15 protein-coding genes are annotated in these 17,310 nt (G+C 72.7%); 9 read left to right on the forward strand and 6 right to left on the reverse strand.

Annotation, left to right across the window (positions count from 1 at the left end):
- The 6 genes from ACFY0K_RS40850 to ACFY0K_RS40875 form a co-directional block, all read left to right on the forward strand.
- A partial coding sequence (locus ACFY0K_RS40850) for an alpha-glucosidase C-terminal domain-containing protein (RefSeq protein ID WP_390644125.1) occupies positions 1 to 387 on the forward strand: 387 nt, incomplete at its 5' end.
- 32 nt (positions 388 to 419) lie between these two features.
- Positions 420 to 1,775 carry a maltokinase gene (locus tag ACFY0K_RS40855; RefSeq protein ID WP_390644126.1) on the forward strand — a complete coding sequence of 452 codons (1,356 nt, stop codon included), beginning with the start codon at positions 420 to 422 and terminating at the stop codon, positions 1,773 to 1,775.
- A 4-nt stretch (positions 1,776 to 1,779) separates the two neighbouring features.
- Positions 1,780 to 3,984, forward strand: a complete 2,205-nt coding sequence (gene glgB, locus ACFY0K_RS40860) for a 1,4-alpha-glucan branching enzyme (RefSeq protein WP_390644127.1) — start codon at positions 1,780 to 1,782, stop codon at positions 3,982 to 3,984.
- Positions 3,985 to 4,090: 106 nt separating this feature from the next.
- Positions 4,091 to 5,179, forward strand: a complete 1,089-nt coding sequence (locus tag ACFY0K_RS40865; protein WP_390644319.1) for a glutamate--cysteine ligase — start codon at positions 4,091 to 4,093, stop codon at positions 5,177 to 5,179.
- 140 nt (positions 5,180 to 5,319) lie between these two features.
- Positions 5,320 to 7,224, forward strand: coding sequence for an AMP-dependent synthetase/ligase (locus ACFY0K_RS40870; RefSeq protein ID WP_390644128.1), 1,905 nt, complete (start codon positions 5,320 to 5,322; stop codon positions 7,222 to 7,224).
- Between the two features lie 96 nt (positions 7,225 to 7,320).
- Positions 7,321 to 7,755: an ATP-binding protein gene (locus ACFY0K_RS40875; protein WP_382724559.1), complete on the forward strand. Its 435-nt coding sequence runs from the start codon at positions 7,321 to 7,323 to the stop codon at positions 7,753 to 7,755.
- A 26-nt stretch (positions 7,756 to 7,781) separates the two neighbouring features.
- Here the strand turns inward: ACFY0K_RS40875 and ACFY0K_RS40880 are convergent, their stop codons facing one another.
- Positions 7,782 to 8,591: a methyltransferase domain-containing protein gene (locus tag ACFY0K_RS40880; protein WP_390644129.1), complete on the reverse strand. Its 810-nt coding sequence runs from the start codon at positions 8,589 to 8,591 to the stop codon at positions 7,782 to 7,784.
- Between the two features lie 257 nt (positions 8,592 to 8,848).
- Here ACFY0K_RS40880 and ACFY0K_RS40885 point away from each other — a divergent pair, with 257 nt between their 5' ends.
- Positions 8,849 to 10,225, forward strand: coding sequence for an NAD(P)/FAD-dependent oxidoreductase (locus ACFY0K_RS40885; protein WP_390644130.1), 1,377 nt, complete (start codon positions 8,849 to 8,851; stop codon positions 10,223 to 10,225).
- Between the two features lie 16 nt (positions 10,226 to 10,241).
- The gene (locus ACFY0K_RS40890; protein WP_390644131.1) at positions 10,242 to 12,491 is read left to right on the forward strand and encodes an FUSC family protein; all 2,250 of its coding nucleotides are present in this window, start codon (positions 10,242 to 10,244) and stop codon (positions 12,489 to 12,491) included.
- A 7-nt stretch (positions 12,492 to 12,498) separates the two neighbouring features.
- Here the strand turns inward: ACFY0K_RS40890 and ACFY0K_RS40895 are convergent, their stop codons facing one another.
- From ACFY0K_RS40895 to ACFY0K_RS40905, 3 genes are all read right to left on the reverse strand, one after another.
- Positions 12,499 to 12,792 carry a DUF5133 domain-containing protein gene (locus ACFY0K_RS40895; protein WP_390644320.1) on the reverse strand — a complete coding sequence of 98 codons (294 nt, stop codon included), beginning with the start codon at positions 12,790 to 12,792 and terminating at the stop codon, positions 12,499 to 12,501.
- A gap of 64 nt (positions 12,793 to 12,856) precedes the next feature.
- Complete coding sequence (locus tag ACFY0K_RS40900) at positions 12,857 to 13,687, reverse strand: SigB/SigF/SigG family RNA polymerase sigma factor (protein ID WP_390644132.1); 831 nt, start codon at positions 13,685 to 13,687, stop codon at positions 12,857 to 12,859.
- A gap of 236 nt (positions 13,688 to 13,923) precedes the next feature.
- Positions 13,924 to 14,343 (reverse strand): ATP-binding protein, encoded by a 420-nt coding sequence (locus ACFY0K_RS40905; protein WP_390644133.1) that lies wholly within the window; start codon positions 14,341 to 14,343, stop codon positions 13,924 to 13,926.
- A gap of 398 nt (positions 14,344 to 14,741) precedes the next feature.
- Here ACFY0K_RS40905 and ACFY0K_RS40910 point away from each other — a divergent pair, with 398 nt between their 5' ends.
- Entirely contained in the window at positions 14,742 to 15,191 is a 450-nt protein-coding gene (locus ACFY0K_RS40910; protein WP_351962084.1) for a cyclic nucleotide-binding domain-containing protein, read from the forward strand.
- Positions 15,192 to 15,204: 13 nt separating this feature from the next.
- Here ACFY0K_RS40910 and ACFY0K_RS40915 read toward each other — a convergent pair whose 3' ends face one another.
- Complete coding sequence (locus ACFY0K_RS40915; protein WP_390644134.1) at positions 15,205 to 16,509, reverse strand: MFS transporter; 1,305 nt, start codon at positions 16,507 to 16,509, stop codon at positions 15,205 to 15,207.
- 129 nt (positions 16,510 to 16,638) lie between these two features.
- Positions 16,639 to 17,256: a LysE/ArgO family amino acid transporter gene (locus ACFY0K_RS40920; protein ID WP_390644135.1), complete on the reverse strand. Its 618-nt coding sequence runs from the start codon at positions 17,254 to 17,256 to the stop codon at positions 16,639 to 16,641.
- Between the last annotated feature and the right edge of the window lie 54 nt (positions 17,257 to 17,310).

The raw sequence follows: 17,310 nt of genomic DNA on the forward strand, positions 1-17,310 counted from the left end.
GGCTACCAGGTCACCAACGTCGAGGCCTCCATGTCCTCGCCGTCGTCCCTGCTGCACTGGACCCGGCGCATGATCGAGATCCGCAAGCAGAATCCCGCCTTCGGACTGGGGTCCTACAGCGAACTGCAGTCCTCCAACCCGGCGGTCCTCGCCTTCCTCCGCGAGTACGAGGACGACCTGGTTCTCTGCGTGCACAACTTCTCCCGCTTCGCGCAGCCCACCGAGCTCGATCTGAGGGCCTACGACGGCCGGCATCCGGTCGAGCTGATCGGCGGGGTGCGGTTCCCCGCCATCGGTGAACTGCCGTATCTGCTCACCCTCGCGGGGCACGGCTTCTACTGGTTCCGGCTCTCCCGAGTCGCCTCCCGCATCGGCCGTCGGCGCTGAGCGTGCGGAGCCGAGGAAAGGACGCGTCAACGATGACGAAGACCGTTGAGCTGCCCCGGAGCACGGCGGCCGGACTCGACCGGCCACTGGTCTCGCTGGGCGGGCTGCTGCGCGACTGGCTGCCGCGGCAGCGCTGGTTCGCGGGCAAGGACCGGCCCGTCACCGAGCTGTCCGTGCTGTCCATGACCGAACTCTTCCCCGGCTGCCTGCACCTGCTGGTCCACGCCGACCACTCCCCCCACGGCGGCACCACCCCGTCCGGTGACTGCTACCAGCTCCTGCTCGGCGTCCGCGAACACCGCGCGCCCAGACTGGAGCGGGCCTACATAGGCCGGGCCGAGGAGGGCCCGCTGGCCGGACTCGCGGTCTACGACGCCCTGCACGACCCGCGCGCGGCCGAACTGCTACTGGAACGGCTGCGCATACCCGGCACGGCCGGCCCGCTGCGCTTCGAGACCGCCCCTCACGCCCGGATACCCGGCGGACTCGCGCCGCGCCTGCTGGACGCCGAGCAGTCCAACTCCTCCCTGGTGTACGGCGACTCCTACATCCTCAAGGTGTTCCGGCGGATACAGCCCGGCGTCAACCCGGACCTGGAGGTCCCCGGCGCGCTGGCCGCGCAGGGCTGTGCGCGGGTGCCGGCGCCGCTTGCCTGGTTCCGCACCACCGAGCCGAGCCCGGCCACCCTCGGGGTGCTGCAGCCCTTCCTGCCGGGCGCGGCCGACGGCTGGACCCTGGCCCTGCGGGCGCTCGCGGGCGGGGACGAGTTCACCACCGAGGCGCACGAGCTGGGGCGGGCCACCGCGGACGTGCATCTCGCGCTCGCCGCCGCCTTCCCGGCCGCCGTCCACGACGAACACAGCCGCACGGCCGATGCGATGTCGGCGCGGCTGGCCGAGGCCGCGGACGCGGTGCCGGTCCTGCGGCCCTTCGTCCCCGGGCTGCGCGGCGCCTTCGAGGCGCTCACCACCTGTGACGCCGGGCCGCTCGCCCAGCGGATCCACGGCGATCTCCATCTGGGGCAGGTGCTGCGGGCGGACCACGAATGGTTCGTCATCGACTTCGAGGGCGAGCCGTCCCGGCCGCTCGCCGAGCGGCGCAGCACCCAGTCTCCGGTACGGGACGTCGCCGGGATGCTGCGCTCCTTCGACTATGCGGCCCGCCAGCGCCGTCCCTGGCGCCCGGAGTGGGCCCGCCGCTGCCGGGAGGCCTACTGCGCGGGTTACGCTGCCCGGGCCGGCTGGGACCCGCGCAAGAAGCACGCACTGCTGCGCGCCCACGAGACGGACCGCGCGGTGTACGAGGTGGTGTACGAAGCCCGGCACCGGCCGGCCTGGCTTCCGGTTCCGATGGCCGCGATCGAGCGGCTCGCCCGCTGGAGAGGCTGACGTCATGGCACTGCGCGATTCCTCGCTCCCGGAGCCCTCCGGCCCCTCCCTTTCCACGGCCCCGGCCCTGGACGCCGCGGACCGCGGGCGCCTGCTCGCGGGCGCCCACCACGATCCGCACGCCCTGCTCGGCGCCCGCCCGGTGGAGGGCGGCACCCTCTTCCGCGCGCTGCGCCCGCACGCCCGTTCCGTGAGCGTGCTCGTCGACGGGGTGCGCAGCCCCCTGGCACCGGAGGACGACGGGCTCTTCGCGGCCGTGCTGCCCTACGCCGAGGTCCCGTCGTACACCCTGCTCGTCGAGTACGAGGACGGGGAGCACGAGGTCCACGACCCGTACCGGTTCCTGCCCGCTCTCGGTGAGTTCGACCTGCATCTGATCCGAGAGGGGCGGCACGAGCAGCTGTGGAAGGCGCTCGGGGCCGAGCCGATGACCCATGACGGCGTGGCCGGCACCCGGTTCACGGTGTGGGCGCCCAACGCCCAGGGGGTTCGGGTGGCCGGGGACTTCACGTGCTGGGACGGCACGCAGTTCCCGATGCGTTCGCTGGGCGCGGCCGGGGTGTGGGAGCTGTTCCTGCCGGAGGTGGGCGAGGGCGCCAGGTACAAGTTCGAGATCACCTCCCGCTACGGCGGCCGCTTCCTCAAGGCGGACCCGATGGCCCGGCGGACGGAGGTGCCCCCCGCGACCGCGTCGATCGTCACGGTGTCCCGGTACGAGTGGACCGACGCGGAGTGGATGGCGCACCGGGGCGACGTCCCGGTGCACGAGGCGCCCTTCTCGGTGTACGAGGTGCACCTGCCGTCCTGGCGGCCGGGCCTGAGCTACCGGCAGCTGGCCGAGGAACTGCCCGCGTACGTCAGCGACCTGGGCTTCACGCACGTCGAGTTCATGCCGGTCGCCGAGCATCCCTTCGGCGGCTCCTGGGGCTACCAGGTCACCGGCTTCTACGCGCCGACGGCCCGGCTCGGCACCCCCGACGACTTCAGGTTCCTGGTCGACGCGCTGCACCGGGCCGGCATCGGCGTGATCATGGACTGGGTGCCGGCCCACTTCCCGAAGGACGACTGGGCGCTGGCCCGCTTCGACGGCGACCCGCTGTACGAACCCGGGGACGAGCGGCGGGCCGAGCATCCGGACTGGGGGACCTACGAGTTCGACCTCGGCCGGGTGGAGGTGCGCAACTTCCTGGTCGCCAACGCCGTGTACTGGTGCGAGGAGTTCCACGTCGACGGGCTGCGGGTGGACGCGGTCGCCTCGATGCTCTACCTCGACTACTCGCGGGACTCCGGGCAGTGGACGCCGAACGTGTTCGGCGGGCGCGAGGACCTGGACGCGGTGGCGTTCCTCCAGGAGATGAACGCGACCGTCTACCGCCGGGCGCCCGGGGTGGTGACCATCGCCGAGGAGTCCACCGCGTGGGGCGGGGTGACCCGGCCGACCGACAGCGGCGGGCTGGGCTTCGGGCTGAAGTGGAACATGGGCTGGATGCACGACTCGCTGGAGTACATCCAGCACGAACCCGTGCACCGCAAGTACCACCACGACGAGATGACCTTCTCGATGGTCTACGCGTACAGCGAGAACTACGTCCTGCCCGTCTCCCACGACGAGGTCGTCCACGGGAAGCGGTCCCTGGTGTCCAAGATGCCCGGCGACTGGTGGCAGCAGCGTGCCAACCACCGCGCGTATCTGGCCTTCATGTGGGCCCATCCGGGCAAGCAACTGCTCTTCATGGGGCAGGAGTTCGCCCAGGGCGGCGAGTGGTCCCACGCCGACGGCCCCGACTGGTGGCTGCTCGACCCGGAGTACGGGGCCGAGGCCGATCACCGGGGTGTCCGGGATCTGGTCCGCGATCTCAACTCCGGGTACCGCGCGCACCCCGCGCTGTGGCAGCGGGACACCGATCCGGCGGGTTTCCAGTGGGTCGTGGGGGACGCGGCCGAGGACAACGTCTTCGCCTTCCTGAGGTTCGATGCCGAGGCCCGGCCGCTGCTGGCGGTCTCCAACCTCTCCCCCGTGGTCCGTCCCGGCTACCGGCTGGGCGTGCCCAAGGGGGCGCCGGTCTGGCAGGAGATCCTCAACACGGACAGTGCCCGGTACGGCGGCGGGGACGTCGTCAGCCGGGGGCCGCTGCTCGCCGACGACGGGGTTCTGCGGCTCACGCTGCCCCCGCTCGCCACGGTGTGGCTGGAGCCTGTCGCCCCGTAGCCCGCCGCGGACGGCGGCACGTGTTTACGCGGCCGGGTCCGGGCAGTCCGGGATGAAAGACCCCGCCGCGACCGGTCGCGGCCCGGCCGGAGGGCGGTTCCCCGTGCTGCGTACCGTCGGAGTGGAGGAAGAACTTCTGCTGGTCCACCCGGACAGCGGGGAGCCGATGCCCCGGTCGGCCGCCGTCGTCGACCGGGCCGCCCTGGACGATCCCGGGCAGGCCGTGTTCCAGACCGAACTGTTCGGGCAGATGCTGGAGCTCGCGACCAGTCCGCACCGGGACATGGCGGAACTCGGCGCCGAGATCGTCGGCTGCCGCAAGGAGGCGGGCCGGCTGGCCGGCGAGTTCGGCTGCGCGGTAGCGGCGCTCGCCACCTGCCCGCTGCCGGTCGACCCGGCGCTCACCCGGCACGAGCGGTACCACTGGATGGCCGGGCGGTACGGCGCCGCCATGGTGGACTGGTTCGTCTGCGGCTGCCACGTGCACGTGTCGGTGGAGTCCGACGAGGAGGGCGTCGCCGTCCTCGACCGGATCCGGCCCTGGCTCCCGGTGCTGCGCGCGCTGAGCGTCAACTCGCCGTTCTGGCAGGGCCGGGACTCCGGTTACGCCAGCTTCCGCAGCCGGCTGTGGGCGCGCGGCCCGTCGGCGGGGCCGACCGAGCTGTTCGGCTCGCCCGAGGGGTACCGGCGGCGGGTCGCGGACATGGTGGCCAGCGGGGTCATCCTCGACGCGGGCATGGTCTACTTCGACGCCCGCCTGTCCACGCGCTACCCGACGGTGGAGGTCCGGGTGGCCGACGTGTGCCTGCGGGCGGACACCACCGTCCTCCTCGCCACGCTGATCCGCGCGCTGGTGGAGACGGCCGCGCGTGACTGGCGGGCCGGGCGGCCGCCGCTCGACACCGGTGTGAGCATGCTGAGGCTGGCCTCCTGGCAGGCCGCGCGCCTCGGCCTGGAGCAGGATCTCCTCGACCCGGTGACCATGCGGCCGCGGCCCGCCGTGGAGGTGGTCCGGGCGCTGCTCGCGCACACCGCGGAGGCGCTCGCCGACAGCGGTGACACGGTGGGTGTCGAGGAGGCCGTCGCACAGTTGCTGCACAGGGGTACCGGCGCCCGCGAGCAGCGGTCTTTCCTGGAGCGCACCGGGAGTCTGCGGGACGTCGTCGTGGAGTGCGTGCGCCGCACCCAGGGCTGAACTCTGGGCTGAGCTTTGTCATCAGGTGGAAACGAGTTGACCGTTCCCGACACGAGCCGCACTCCCCTGGGCTAGATTCGACCCGCGTCGACAACAGTACCGATCGGGAGGGTAACCCTCCGTACATCCAGGAGCAGCGCATGCGCGACTACGCCCTCGCTCCGACGACCGCTTCGACCCTGGCCGGCGGGCTCGCCGACAGCGTCTTCGAGACGGCGGACCGGAACCCCACCCTGCCGGTGCTGGCGCGCCGGCCCGAGGGCGCCGCCGCGGGCTGGGAGGAGGTCACCGCGGTCGAACTGCGGGACGAGGTGGTCGACCTGGCCAAGGGGCTGATCGCGTCGGGGATCTCGCCCGGGCAGCGGGTGGCCGTGATGGCGCGGACGCGCTACGAGTGGACGGTGTTCGGCCTCGCGCTGTGGTCGGTGGGGGCGGAGGTCGTCCCGATCCACCCGACGTCCTCCCGGGACCAGGTCGAGTGGATCCTGCGGGACGCCCGTTGCGTGGCCGTGGTGGTCGAGGACGAGCAGGCGGTGATGACCGTCGGCACCGTGTGCGAGGGGCTGCCGGGGCTCAAGCACGTGTGGCAGCTGGACGCGGGGGCGCTGCCCGCGCTGGTGCAGAAGGGCACGTTCGTCCCGCTGACCACGGTGGAGTCGCTGCGCCGGATCGTGATGCCCGACTCGACGGCGGCCATCACCTACACCTCGGGCACCTCGGGGCGTCCGCTGGGCTGCGCGCTGAGCCACCGCGGGCTCGCCTACCCGTGCGACACCCTGCTGGCGGGCTGGGGGCACACCGCGGCACGCCCCGGCGAGCAGGCCTCCGTCCTGGCCTTCCTGCCGTTCTCGCACGTGTACGGCCTGATGATCATGGTGATCTGTCTGCGCGGCGGCATCCTGATGGGCCACGAGCCGGAGATGACCGAGGCCGCGCTGGCCACGGCGCTGGCCACGTTCCGGCCGACCTATCTGTACGCCGTGCCTTCGGTGCTGGAGAAGCTGTACAAGACTTTCCTGCGCACCTCCCAGCAGCACGGCCGGGGTGCCCTGTTCGAGCGGGCCGCGGAGACCGCGCGGGACTTCGCCGCGGCCACGGAGCGGCAGCGGCTGGGCACCGGGGCGGGCCCGGGCTTCGACCTGCGGCTGCAGCACGCCCTGTACGAGCGGACGGTGTACCGCAAGCTGCGCGGTGCACTCGGCGGGCGGGTGCTGCGAGCCACGTCCGGCGGCTCCTCGCTCAGCCGTGAACTCACCCTCTTCTACGAGGGCATCGGCATGTACGTCCATGACGGGTACGGCCTGACCGAGTCCAGCGGCGGGATCACCATGCAGCCGCTGGGCCGGGAGAAGTCGGGCACGGTCGGCCAGGCTCTGCCGGGCACCCAGATCCAGGTGGCCGACGACGGCGAGATCCTGGTGCGCGGTCCGTCGGTGTTCCAGGGGTACGTCGGCGACGACTACGCGACCCGGGCCGCGCTGCGCGGCGGCTGGCTGGCCACCGGGGACATCGGCCGGCTGGACCCGGAGGGCTATCTGACCATCACGGGCCGCAAGAAGGACATCATCATCACGAGCAGCGGCAAGAGCGTGGCCCCGGCCCCGCTGGAGCAGCGGCTGCGGATGCACCCGCTGGTGCACCAGGCGGTGGTCGTCGGGGACGACCGGCCCTGTGTGGGCGCGCTGATCACCCTGGACCCGGACTTCCTCGCGCACTGGCGGGGGGCGCTGGCGGTGCCGGGCGACTCGCCCGGGCGGGAGGCGCGCGAGGAGAACGCGCTGCGCGAGGAGATCGCCCGCGCCATCGCGTCCGCCAACAGCGTGGTCTCCCGCGCCGAGTCGATCCGGGTCTACCGGGTGCTCCAGGAACCGTTCGCCCCGGGCAACGGCATGCTGACACCGTCGATGAAGCTGCGCCGGGACGCGATAGCACGCCACTACGCGGCCGAGATCGACGCCATGTACCAGGCCCGCTCGCAGGCGGTACGCCGCCCGGGCCAGCCGGAACCGGCCGACTGGGACGATTCGGACAACGTGTTCCGGTGAACGGATCACGCTTATCCGCTGCCATGGTGGGAACTCGCCGCGAAGAAGAAGAGACCAGCGCGACGAGGACACCCTTTCGGGACTGAGAGAGACGAGATGGGGACCGGACCACGGCGGGACGACGGACGATCCGCGCAGGAGACCGACGGATGCACGGTCCCCTTCCCGGGCCGGCTGAGCGATGTGACCGGTGCGCGGCTCGCCGCCGACGGCTACCTGGCCGGTATCGCCCGCACCTCGCCGCCCACGCATCCGGACTGCTGGAACGACATTCTGCTGGTCGTGACGGAACTGGCCGCCAACGTCGTCCAGTATGCGCCGGGCCCCTTCGAACTGCGCATGCGCCGCACGTACGACGGCGTCCATGTCACGATGCACGACTCCAGCCGGGTCCGGCCCGAGCCGCGGCCCTTCCACCCGGACGGGGGCGGGGGCGGCGTCGGCTGGCACCTGCTGCACACGCTGTGCGACCAGGTCAGTGTGGTCGTCACCGCGGACGGCAAGGACGTCCACGCCTTTCTGCCCTGGTGAGGGCGGCCCGGTGCGGGCGGGTGCGGTCACCCGGGCAGGTGCGCGACCACCCCGAACATCGTCACCGACATGTGCACCGCGCCCCGCTCGGCCGCCTCGGCGAGATCGGCGTACAGGGTGTCACGCTGTTCCCCGGTGACGGCGCCGGTGCGCACGGCGGCCTCGGCGAGCATGCGGATCAGCGGCCAGGCGACCGAATCGTGGTCCTGGAGCAGGGCCTGCGACCCGCGGTCGTCCACCACGAACCCGGCCGCGCTCAGCTGGCCGACCAGGCGGCGCCCCGAGTAGGGGTTGGCGCCGTTGAGTGCGGCCCCGGTCAGGGCGCGTACCACCGCCGGGTCCCCGGGGTGCAGGAGGGTGGTCCCCCAGTCGGTGTCGAGCAGGGCCACCCGGCCGCCGGGACGCAGCACCCTGGCCATCTCGGCGATCGCCCGGTCGGGCTCGTGGAGGTGCTGGAGGACCCGCTCGCACCACACGACGTCCATCGAGCCGTCCGGCACGGGCAGCGCCTCCGCCTCGCCCTGCAGGAAGCGGGCCCTGCTGTCGGCGGACCGCTCCTCGGCGACCGCGCGCAGACTCGGGTTGACCTCCACGCCGACGGCGACACCGTCCGGGCCGAGGGCTGCGGCCAGTGCCCGGGTCTGCGAGCCGGTGCCGGACCCGACGTCGACGAGCCGCTCGCCGGGCCGCAGCGCCAGCGCCTCCTCGGCCCACGCGCGCAGCCGCCGTACCCCGGGGTTGGCGTCCTGGGAGTCCAGGGCGGCCACCAGCGGGGTGACGCGGTCGGGGTCGATGTGCCGCTTCTGGAAGCCCGTTCCGGGCTGGGTCTGCGCCATGGCGGGCACTCTACTGGCGCATGTGATCGCCGTGGGACGGCCTTTGACCGGACGGAAGTCCGGCGCATATCTGTGCGACGGCCGGTTTCTCCGTGTGATCCAGGGGCATGCTGGAGCCCACGCGTTCGTCTGCCTGCTCCGCCCGGCTGGCGGAACGGCGTCGGGCACGGTGGGATCGATGTGGTGCGAAGCAAGCGTTCCTGGGCACGCGGACGGCGTCGAGCCGAACGGCCTGGAGCAGCGGAAAGGGAAACACCGTGACACGACCCAGGATCCTGGTGGTGGGCGCAGGCTTCGCCGGAGTGGAGTGCGTGCGCCGCCTGGAGCGGAAACTCGCCCCCGACGAGGCCGACGTCACCCTGGTCTCGCCGACCTCCTACCAGCTCTATCTGCCCCTGCTGCCACAGGTCGCCTCGGGCGTGCTGACGCCCCAGTCGATCGCCGTCTCACTGCGCCGCAGCAAGCGGTACCGCACCCGCATCATCCCGGGCGGCGCCATCGGCGTGGACCTGAAGTCCAAGGTGTGCGTCGTCCGCACCATAACCGACCAGCTCGTCAACGAGCGGTACGACTACATCGTGCTGGCCCCGGGCAGCGTCACCCGCACTTTCGACATTCCCGGCCTGACCGACCACGCGTTCGGTATGAAGACCCTCGCCGAGGCCGCCTACATCCGCGACCACGTCATCGCCCAGCTCGATCTCGCCGACGCCAGCGACGACCCGGCCGAACGCGCCGCGCGGCTGCAGTTCGTGGTGGTCGGCGGCGGCTACGCGGGCACCGAGACCGCGGCCTGTCTGCAGAAGCTCACACACGCGGCCCTGACCCGCTACCCGAACCTGGACCCGAAGCTGATCAAGTGGCACCTGATCGACATCGCGCCGAAGCTGATGCCGGAGCTCGGCGACAAGCTCGGCCGCAGCGCCCAGGAGGTGCTGCGCCGCCGCGGCGTGGACGTCTCGCTCGGGGTGTCCATCGAGAAGGCGGGCCCCGAGGAGGTCACCTTCACCGACGGCCGGGTGGTGCCCACCCACACGCTGATCTGGACGGCCGGGGTGGTGGCCAGCCCGCTGATCGCCACCATGGGCGCCGAGACGGTACGGGGGCGGCTCGCGGTCACCGCCGAGATGACCCTGCCCGGCCACGACGGGGTGTTCGCGCTCGGCGACGCGGCGGCCGTACCGGACAAGGCGAAGGACGAGCCGGGCGCGGTCTGCCCACCGACCGCCCAGCACGCCATGCGGCAGGGCAAGGTGGTCGCCGACAACGTCATCGCGGCGCTGCGCGGCCAGGCGCTCCGCCCGTACGTGCACAAGGACCTGGGGCTCGTGGTGGACCTCGGCGGCAAGGACGCGGTCTCCAAGCCGCTCGGCATCGAGCTGCGCGGTCTGCCCGCCCAGGCGGTGGCCCGCGGCTACCACTGGTCGGCGCTGCGCACCAACGTGGCCAAGACCCGGGTCGCCACCAACTGGCTGCTGAACGCGCTGGCCGGTGACGATTTCGTGCGCACGGGGTTCCAGTCGCGCAAGCCGGCCCGGCTCAAGGACTTCGAGTACACGGACACCTATCTGACGCCCGAGCAGGTGCGGGCGCGCGCCGAGGGACCCGAGGACCCCGGCAGTTCGCCGGCGTGACGCAGAGCGCGGCGGGGTGAGCACGGCGGGGCGGTCGGCGTGGGCGGAGCTCAGGGGGCGGCTCTCGGCGGCCGACCCCGGCCTGCTCCGGTTCACCGCCGGTCTGCGCACCGTCACGTCGATCGCGCTCACGCTCGCCGTGCTGGCGGCGCTGCGGACCGGCGTGACCCATCTGGTCGCCGGGGCCATCACGGCGATGGTGGCCACCTTCGCGATCCGGGAGAAGGGGCGGCCGGAGCAGGCCGTCACGCTCGCGCTCGGCCTGCCGGTGGCGCTCGCCTCGATGTCGCTGGGCGCGTTGCTCAACACGCGGGTGGTGGCGGGCGACCTCTTCTTCGTGGCGCTCATCTTCTGCGCCGTCTACAGCCGCCGCTTCGGCGACCGGGGCACGGCGCTGGGGCTGATCGGCTTCCAGATCTACTTCGCCTCGCTGTTCGTGCACGCGACCGTGGCCGCGCTGCCCGGCCTGTACCTCACGATCACGGTGGCGTTCGGCTGTGCCGCCGTGGCGCGTTTCGTGCTGGTGCGGGAGACCGCCGCGGGCATCCTGGACCGGCTGCGGCGGGCCTTCCGGGCCCGGCTCGCCCAGCTGGTGTCCGCACAGGCCGAGCTGCTCGACGCCGGACCGGACGAGCTGGACAAGGCGGTGGAGGAGGTCCGGGTCAGGACCGCCCGGCTGCACGAGACCGCGCTGCTGATCCAGGGGCGGCTCGCGGACGGCACCTCCGACGAGGCGGTGGCGAGGCTGGTGCAGCGCCGGATCGCGGACGCGGAGATCGCCGCCGAGCGGCTCGGGCTGCTGCTGCTCACCGCGCGCGGCACCGAGCGGGCGGACACGCTCACCCTCCATCTGCCCGGTGCCCCGCTGCCGTCGGCCCTCGGGGAGCCGGTGCGGGACGAGGCGATGGAGCGGCTGCGGCTGGACCTGGAGGCGCTGCGGCTGCTGGTGCTGCGGCCGGGCGGCCCCGGGAAGGGGACCGCGCTGGCCGGGCTCCGCAACCGGCTGCTCGGCTACCGCGAGGGGGAGAACCTGCCGGCCGCCTCCCCCGCCGTCCAGGACGTCTTCCGGGGCATCGGCGAGGCCGGGCGGGCGGTGCTGGGCCTGCGAATCGCCCTGGACGGGCCGCAGGACGAGTCCGACGACACCCCGGCCACCTCCCGGTCCCGGGAGGAACTGGACGCCGAGGACGCGGCCATCGAGGGCGTCGGGGAGACCGACCGGCAGACGGTGGAGGCGACCGGGCTGCGCCGGCCCACCACGCGGGCGGCGGTGCAGGTGGCGGTCGGCTCGTCGCTGGCCGTCGTGGGCGGCGAGTTCCTGTCCGCCCAGCGCTGGTACTGGGCGGTGCTGACCTGCTGGATCGTGTTCCTCAACACCGCGTCCACCGGCGAGATCCTGGTCAAGGGCTACCGCCGGCTGCTCGGCACGGTGCTCGGCGTGGTGGCGGGCATCCTGCTCGCGGGACTGGTCGGGCACCACACGTGGACGGCGTTCGGGCTGGTGCTGCTCTTCATCTTCGCGATGTTCTACTCGGCGCCGATCTCGTACACCCTCATGTCGTTCTTCGTGACGGCGATGCTGGGTCTGCTGTACACGCTGCTCAACACCTACAGCCTGGACGTCCTGGTGCTGCGGGTGGCGGAGACGGCGCTCGGTGCCGTGTGCGGCGTGATCGCGGCCGCGGTGGTGCTGCCGGTACACACCGACCGCCGTACCGACGACCTGCTCGTGACGACGCTGGACCGGTTGGCCGACGTGACCCGGGCCGCCGCCGACCAGCTGGCCGGGGCGCCGCCGGTCGACCTGGTGGAGAAGGCCCGTGCCCTGGACCAGGCGCTGGCCGACCTGGCGGCGGCCGTCCAGCCGCTGACCCATCCGATCACCCCGCTGCGCTCCCGCCGGGACACCGCCCGCTACCTGGTGGCGCTCCTGGAGACCTGCGCCTACCACGCGCGGTCGCTGGCGGCCACGGCGGAGTTGCTGCCCACCCATCCGGCCATCGCGGCGGATCCCCGGCTGCGCGGGGCGGGACGGCGGATCGTGCACAACATCGAGACGATCGCCGCCCATGTCGCCGGCGGCGGGGCGGACGCGGGAATCGAGACCGGCCCCAGCATCGCCTCGATTCTGGAACCGGGCACGCTCCGCGCCCCGCGCTACGGCAGGGTGACCGACCGCGTGCTGCGCCACCTCCAGCGCCTGGACGAGTCGGTGACGGGCCTGGCCCGCCCCTTGGGCGTCCCCGTCCGGCAGCCCGCCCCCTGAGGCCGGGTCACTCCGCCACCGCGAGGGGGACGGACGCGCGCTCGCGCGCGTCCCCCAGAACCCCCGTGGCCGGTGCCGGAACGGTGGGCGTGGCGGGGATGGTGACGGGCGGCAGGCCGGCCGTCGCGTCGGCGGCCAGAAGGTGGCGGGCCTTCGCCAGGGCCGATGCGATGTCGCGGGTTCCGGTGATCACGCAGAGCGTGTAGGCCAGGTCGCCCGCTGCGGGGCCCGGTGCCGTCTCCGCGGCGCGTGCACGCTCGTAGTCGTCCACGAGCCGGCGCAGTGTGGCGGGGTGGGGCATCAGCACGGCTTCACTCCTCGGTCGGTCGGAAGTGGTTCCACGGCGGCCATGGGGGTTGTGGGGGTCATTCGGCGTTCCGGCCCAGCGCCTCGGCGCGGACACGGGCGCAGCTGCGGCTGATGAGCCGGGATACGTGCATCTGGGAGATGCCGAGCTTGTCGGCGATCCGGCTCTGGGTCATGTCCTCGAAGAAGCGCATGTAGAGGATGGCCCGCTCCCGTTCGGGCAGCCGGCGCAGCCCTTCCTTGGCCGCCTCGCGGTCCACGACGACCTCGTAGGAGCCGTCGGCCTCCCCGAGGGTGTCGGCGAGGCTGTAGCCGTCCTCTCCGGTGGAGAGTTCGGCGTCGAGCGAGAGGGTGCTGAAGCTCTCCAGGGCCTCCATCCCGGCGCTGACCTCGTCCTCGGTCAGCCCGGTATGGGCGGCGAGTTCGGCGACCGTGGGCTCGGCGGAGCCCGGGTTCTGGGTGAGTTCGCGGCGGGCCACCCGTACCCGGTTGCGCAGTTCCTGCACCCGGCGCGGGACGCGCAGCGCCCACATCCGGTCGCGGAAGTGCCGCTTGACCTCGCCGGTGATGGTGGGCACCGCGTAGCTCTCGAACGCGCCGCGCGAGGGGTCGTAGCGGTCGACGGCCTTGACCAGGCCCAGGGCCGCGACCTGGCGCAGGTCCTCGACGGACTCGCCGCGGTCGCGGAAACGGCCGGCGATCCGGTGCGCCATCGGCAGCCAGGCGGCGACCAGTTCGTCGCGCAGGACGTCCCGCTCGGGGCCGTCGTCCAGCAGGGCGAGGCGGGCGAACAGGGCCGCCGTGTCGGGGGCGTCGTCGTGAGTCCGGCGGGGCGCCGTACGGGTGGTTTCGGGCGTGTGGGAACGGCTGGTCGGCAAGTCGGTGGGCATGCGGATTCGCTCCTGAACTGTGGGTTTCAGGGCGTCGCCGGAACGTCGTCCCGGGACTGGGCCCGAACTGCGATGTCAGGGTTGCCGCGGAAGCACCACCCGGACCGCTCTGCGGGCCCGGGGGCTGTCGTACGACTGCTCCCACTGGCGCGCGCCTCCGGTCCGAAGCACGACACTCCGCCTGCCCCTTCGATCCGGGCCCAAACAACGTTGCCGGAACCGGTTCGTCCGCGAGCTCAGTTCAGGGGCACGACCGCGGTGATCCGCTTGCCTCCGCAGGGCAGTCCGGCGACCTCGACGTCCCGGGCCAGCCGGCAGACGATGGGCCAGCCCCGGCCGCCGGCCCGCCACCGGTGCCGTTCGTCGACGGCCCGTTCGGCTACGGGTACTTCGTCGCTGCGGTCGCTGACGGACACCCGTACCGCGCACCCCTCGACGTCGACGGCGAAGCTGGTGATCCCGCCGCCGTGCAGGATCGCGTTGGTGGCCAGCTCCGAGGTGACGAGCAGGGCGTCGTCGAGGGCTTCGGCGGGGCACGGCAGGGCTCGTCGCGCGACCGCGCCGCGTACCGCTCTGCGGGCGTCGGCCGGCCGCAGCGGCGGCCGGCGGGTCTCGGGTGGTGCCATGGTTGACTCGGTCCGGTACTTGTCGTACATCCTTTCGCTCCCTGGGTGGTGGACCGGTGGGTTGGCTCGGTCCCGTCCGTACGGGGCTCTTCCTTTCGGCTCACCGGTCCGTGCGCGGTCAAACCCGTTCGGTGGCGACAAGGGGCTCCCCAAAGTGAAACGGGTCACGTACCCTGTTCACGGCTACGTGAAATCGCACTGGATGGTTTATCGTTCATCCATAAGTGGTCGAGGAGTTGACAACAGGTCCTCCCGCGCCACCTCTGACGGCCCTGGCTGGCCTCCCCCGTCCAGCCAGGGCTTTTTCACGTCCGGACCGGTTCGCGACGGCGATTCTCACCTTCTTCGAGGTGCCTGGCGGGGCGGCAGCGGCTGAAATGGGCGTAGGGAAAGCACCCCGTACCCTCGCCGGCGAGGAGTCCCGTGCCATGACCAAAGCCATCAAACTGCTCACCGCCCTGCCCCAGGCCCAGCGCGAGCGCCTCATGGAACTGGCTCACGAGGTGTCCTTCCCCGAGGACTCCAGGATCTTCGAGGCCGGCGGCACCGCCGACCGGTTCTGGGTGATCCGCTCGGGCGCGGTCAACCTGGACCAGGAGGTGACGTCGCACAAGCGGGTCACCGTCGCCACCCTGGGCGCCGGCGACCTGCTCGGCTGGTCCTGGCTGTTCCCGCCGTACACCTGGGACTTCGGGGCGGTGGCCTTCAGCCAGGTGCGGGCCTACGAGTACGACGCCTCGGCCGTCCTCGCGCTGTGCGTGGAGGACCCGCTGCTCGGCCTGTCGCTGGTGCGGACCGTCGCCGAGATCCTCGCCAGCCGGCTTGAGGTCACCCGGGGCAAGCTGCTCGACGCGTACGTCGGGCGACGGCCCGCGTAGCCGCGCAGCCCGGTCAGACGCGGTAGCGGCGCAGGGCCGGGACGGCGACGGCCAGGGCCAGCATCACCGCGACCACCAGCAGCCCGCCGCCCGCGACCGCCGCACGCGGCCCGAAGACCGAGCCCGCGGTGCCGTGCAGCACGTCGGCCAGGCGCGGGCCGCCCGCGACCACCACGGTGAACACGCCCTGCATCCGGCCCCGCATCTCGTCGGTCGCCGCGGACAGCAGGATCGCGCCGCGGAAGACCATCGAGACCATGTCGGCGACCCCGGCGGCGGCCAGGAAGGCCACGGCGACCCAGAGGTTGCGGCTCAGCCCGAACCCGGCGACGGCAGCTCCCCAGCCGACCACCGCGCCGATCACCATCAGGCCGTGCCGGCGGGCCCGCGAGAAGGTGCCCGAGAGGAGCCCGCCGAGGACCGCGCCGACCGGGATCGCGGCGAACAGCAGGCCGAGCGCGAGCCCCTCGCCGTAGGGGGCGTAGGTCTGCGCGGCGAGCTGCGGGAACAGGGCGCGGGGCATGCCGAAGACCATCGCGATGATGTCCGCGAGGAACGACAGCAGCAGCACCTTGTGCAGGGAGATGTACCGGAAGCCCGCCACGATCTCGCGCACCCCGGCCCGGCGCGCCGTCGCGCCCGCGAGCGGCGGCAGCGCGGGCAGCCGGTAGACCGCCCACACCGTCACGCACAGCGCCAGCGCGTCGATCAGGTACAGCTCGGGCAGCCCGATGACGGGGATCAGGGCACCCGCGAGCAGCGGACCCACGACCTGCCCGGTCTGCATGACGGTCGACCCGAGGGCGTTCGCGGCGGGCAGCTGGGCCTCGGGGACCAGCCGCGCGATGGACGCGGTACGGGCGGGCGCGTTCAGCCCCCAGAACGCCTGCTGCATCGCGAGCAGCACCATCAGCGCGGCCACGGACTTCATCCCGGTGGCCGCCTGGACGAAGAACAGCAGCGAGGTCACGCCGATACCGATGTTGGTGATCAGCAGGAGCCTGCGGCGGTCCATGGTGTCGGCGACCGCGCCGCCCCACAGCGCGAACACGATCAGCGGCAGCAGTCCGGCGAGGCTGGCCGCGCCGACCCAGGCGGACGACCCGGTGATGTCGAAGATCTGCTTGGGCACGGCGACGGCGGTCAGCTGGCTGCCGACCGAGGTGACGATGGTCGACGTCCACAGCCTGCGGTAGGCCGGGATGCGCAGCGGGCGGGTGTCCATCGCCCAGCGCCGCCAGCCGCTCCGGGGCGGGGCGGCCGTGGTGTCGTCGGGGGTCTGTATGTCGGACTGGGTGCCGCTCTCGCTGGTGTCCACGGAGTTCCTGGTGTCCTGCTCTTCTCGATGCCCGCTACATCTTTTCTGTTGCAGGTTCACTATCGCAGCAACTTCGGCGGCTGCCGAACCGGTTGTCTCAGGATGCGGCACCGCGGGGATCCGGGCGCCTCAGGATCCCGCCACCAGCATGAGGCCGAGCCCGATCATGGTGAGCGCCACCAGCCCGTCCAGCACCCGCCAGGCGGCGGGCCCGGCGAGGTACCGGCCGAGCAGCCGGGCGCCGAAGCCGAGGGCGGTGAACCAGCAGAGGCTGGCGAGGGCGGCGCCGAGGCCGAAGGTCCAGCGCAGGTCGCCCCGGTCGGCGGCGAGAGAGCCGAGCAGGAACACGGTGTCCAGGTACACGTGCGGGTTGAGCCAGGTCATGGCGAGGCAGGTGAGCACCGCCCGCCGCCGGGACCCGGCCGCCTCGCCGTCGGCGCGCAGGCCGCCGGTGCCGGGCCGCAGGACCCGGCGGGCGGCCAGGGCGCCGTAGCAGAGCAGGAAGGCGCCGCCGATCAGCCCGACCGCCCGTACCGCGCCCGGCCAGGCCACGACGATCGCGCCCACCCCGCCGACGCCGAGCGAGATGAGGGCGGCGTCGGAGAGCGCGCAGATACCGACGACCACGAGGACCGCGTCACGGCGGACGCCCTGACGCAGCACGAAGGCGTTCTGGGCACCGATGGCGACGATGAGCGAGAGGCCGCTGCCGAAACCGGCGGCAGCGGCGGCGAGAGAGCTGGACATGCCCTCGACGCTACGGAAGCGATCACTGTGCGTACAGCTAAAGATTTTTACGTA

This window comes from Streptomyces sp. NPDC001507, assembly GCF_042894765.1.
GTDB lineage: Bacteria > Actinomycetota > Actinomycetes > Streptomycetales > Streptomycetaceae > Streptomyces.

What these genes read in the sequence shown, in the direction of transcription:
- ACFY0K_RS40900 (WP_390644132.1), bottom strand. Translation starts at nt 13,687, where the DNA reads ATGCCCACCGACTTGCCGACCAGCCGTTCCCACACGCCCGAAACCACC.
- ACFY0K_RS40880 (WP_390644129.1), bottom strand. Translation starts at nt 8,591, where the DNA reads ATGGCGCAGACCCAGCCCGGAACGGGCTTCCAGAAGCGGCACATCGAC.
- ACFY0K_RS40875 (WP_382724559.1), top strand. Translation starts at nt 7,321, where the DNA reads ATGGGGACCGGACCACGGCGGGACGACGGACGATCCGCGCAGGAGACC.
- ACFY0K_RS40855 (WP_390644126.1), top strand. Translation starts at nt 420, where the DNA reads ATGACGAAGACCGTTGAGCTGCCCCGGAGCACGGCGGCCGGACTCGAC.
- ACFY0K_RS40895 (WP_390644320.1), bottom strand. Translation starts at nt 12,792, where the DNA reads ATGCCCCACCCCGCCACACTGCGCCGGCTCGTGGACGACTACGAGCGT.
- ACFY0K_RS40920 (WP_390644135.1), bottom strand. Translation starts at nt 17,256, where the DNA reads ATGTCCAGCTCTCTCGCCGCCGCTGCCGCCGGTTTCGGCAGCGGCCTC.
- glgB (WP_390644127.1), top strand. Translation starts at nt 1,780, where the DNA reads ATGGCACTGCGCGATTCCTCGCTCCCGGAGCCCTCCGGCCCCTCCCTT.
- ACFY0K_RS40905 (WP_390644133.1), bottom strand. Translation starts at nt 14,343, where the DNA reads ATGTACGACAAGTACCGGACCGAGTCAACCATGGCACCACCCGAGACC.
- ACFY0K_RS40910 (WP_351962084.1), top strand. Translation starts at nt 14,742, where the DNA reads ATGACCAAAGCCATCAAACTGCTCACCGCCCTGCCCCAGGCCCAGCGC.
- ACFY0K_RS40870 (WP_390644128.1), top strand. Translation starts at nt 5,320, where the DNA reads ATGCGCGACTACGCCCTCGCTCCGACGACCGCTTCGACCCTGGCCGGC.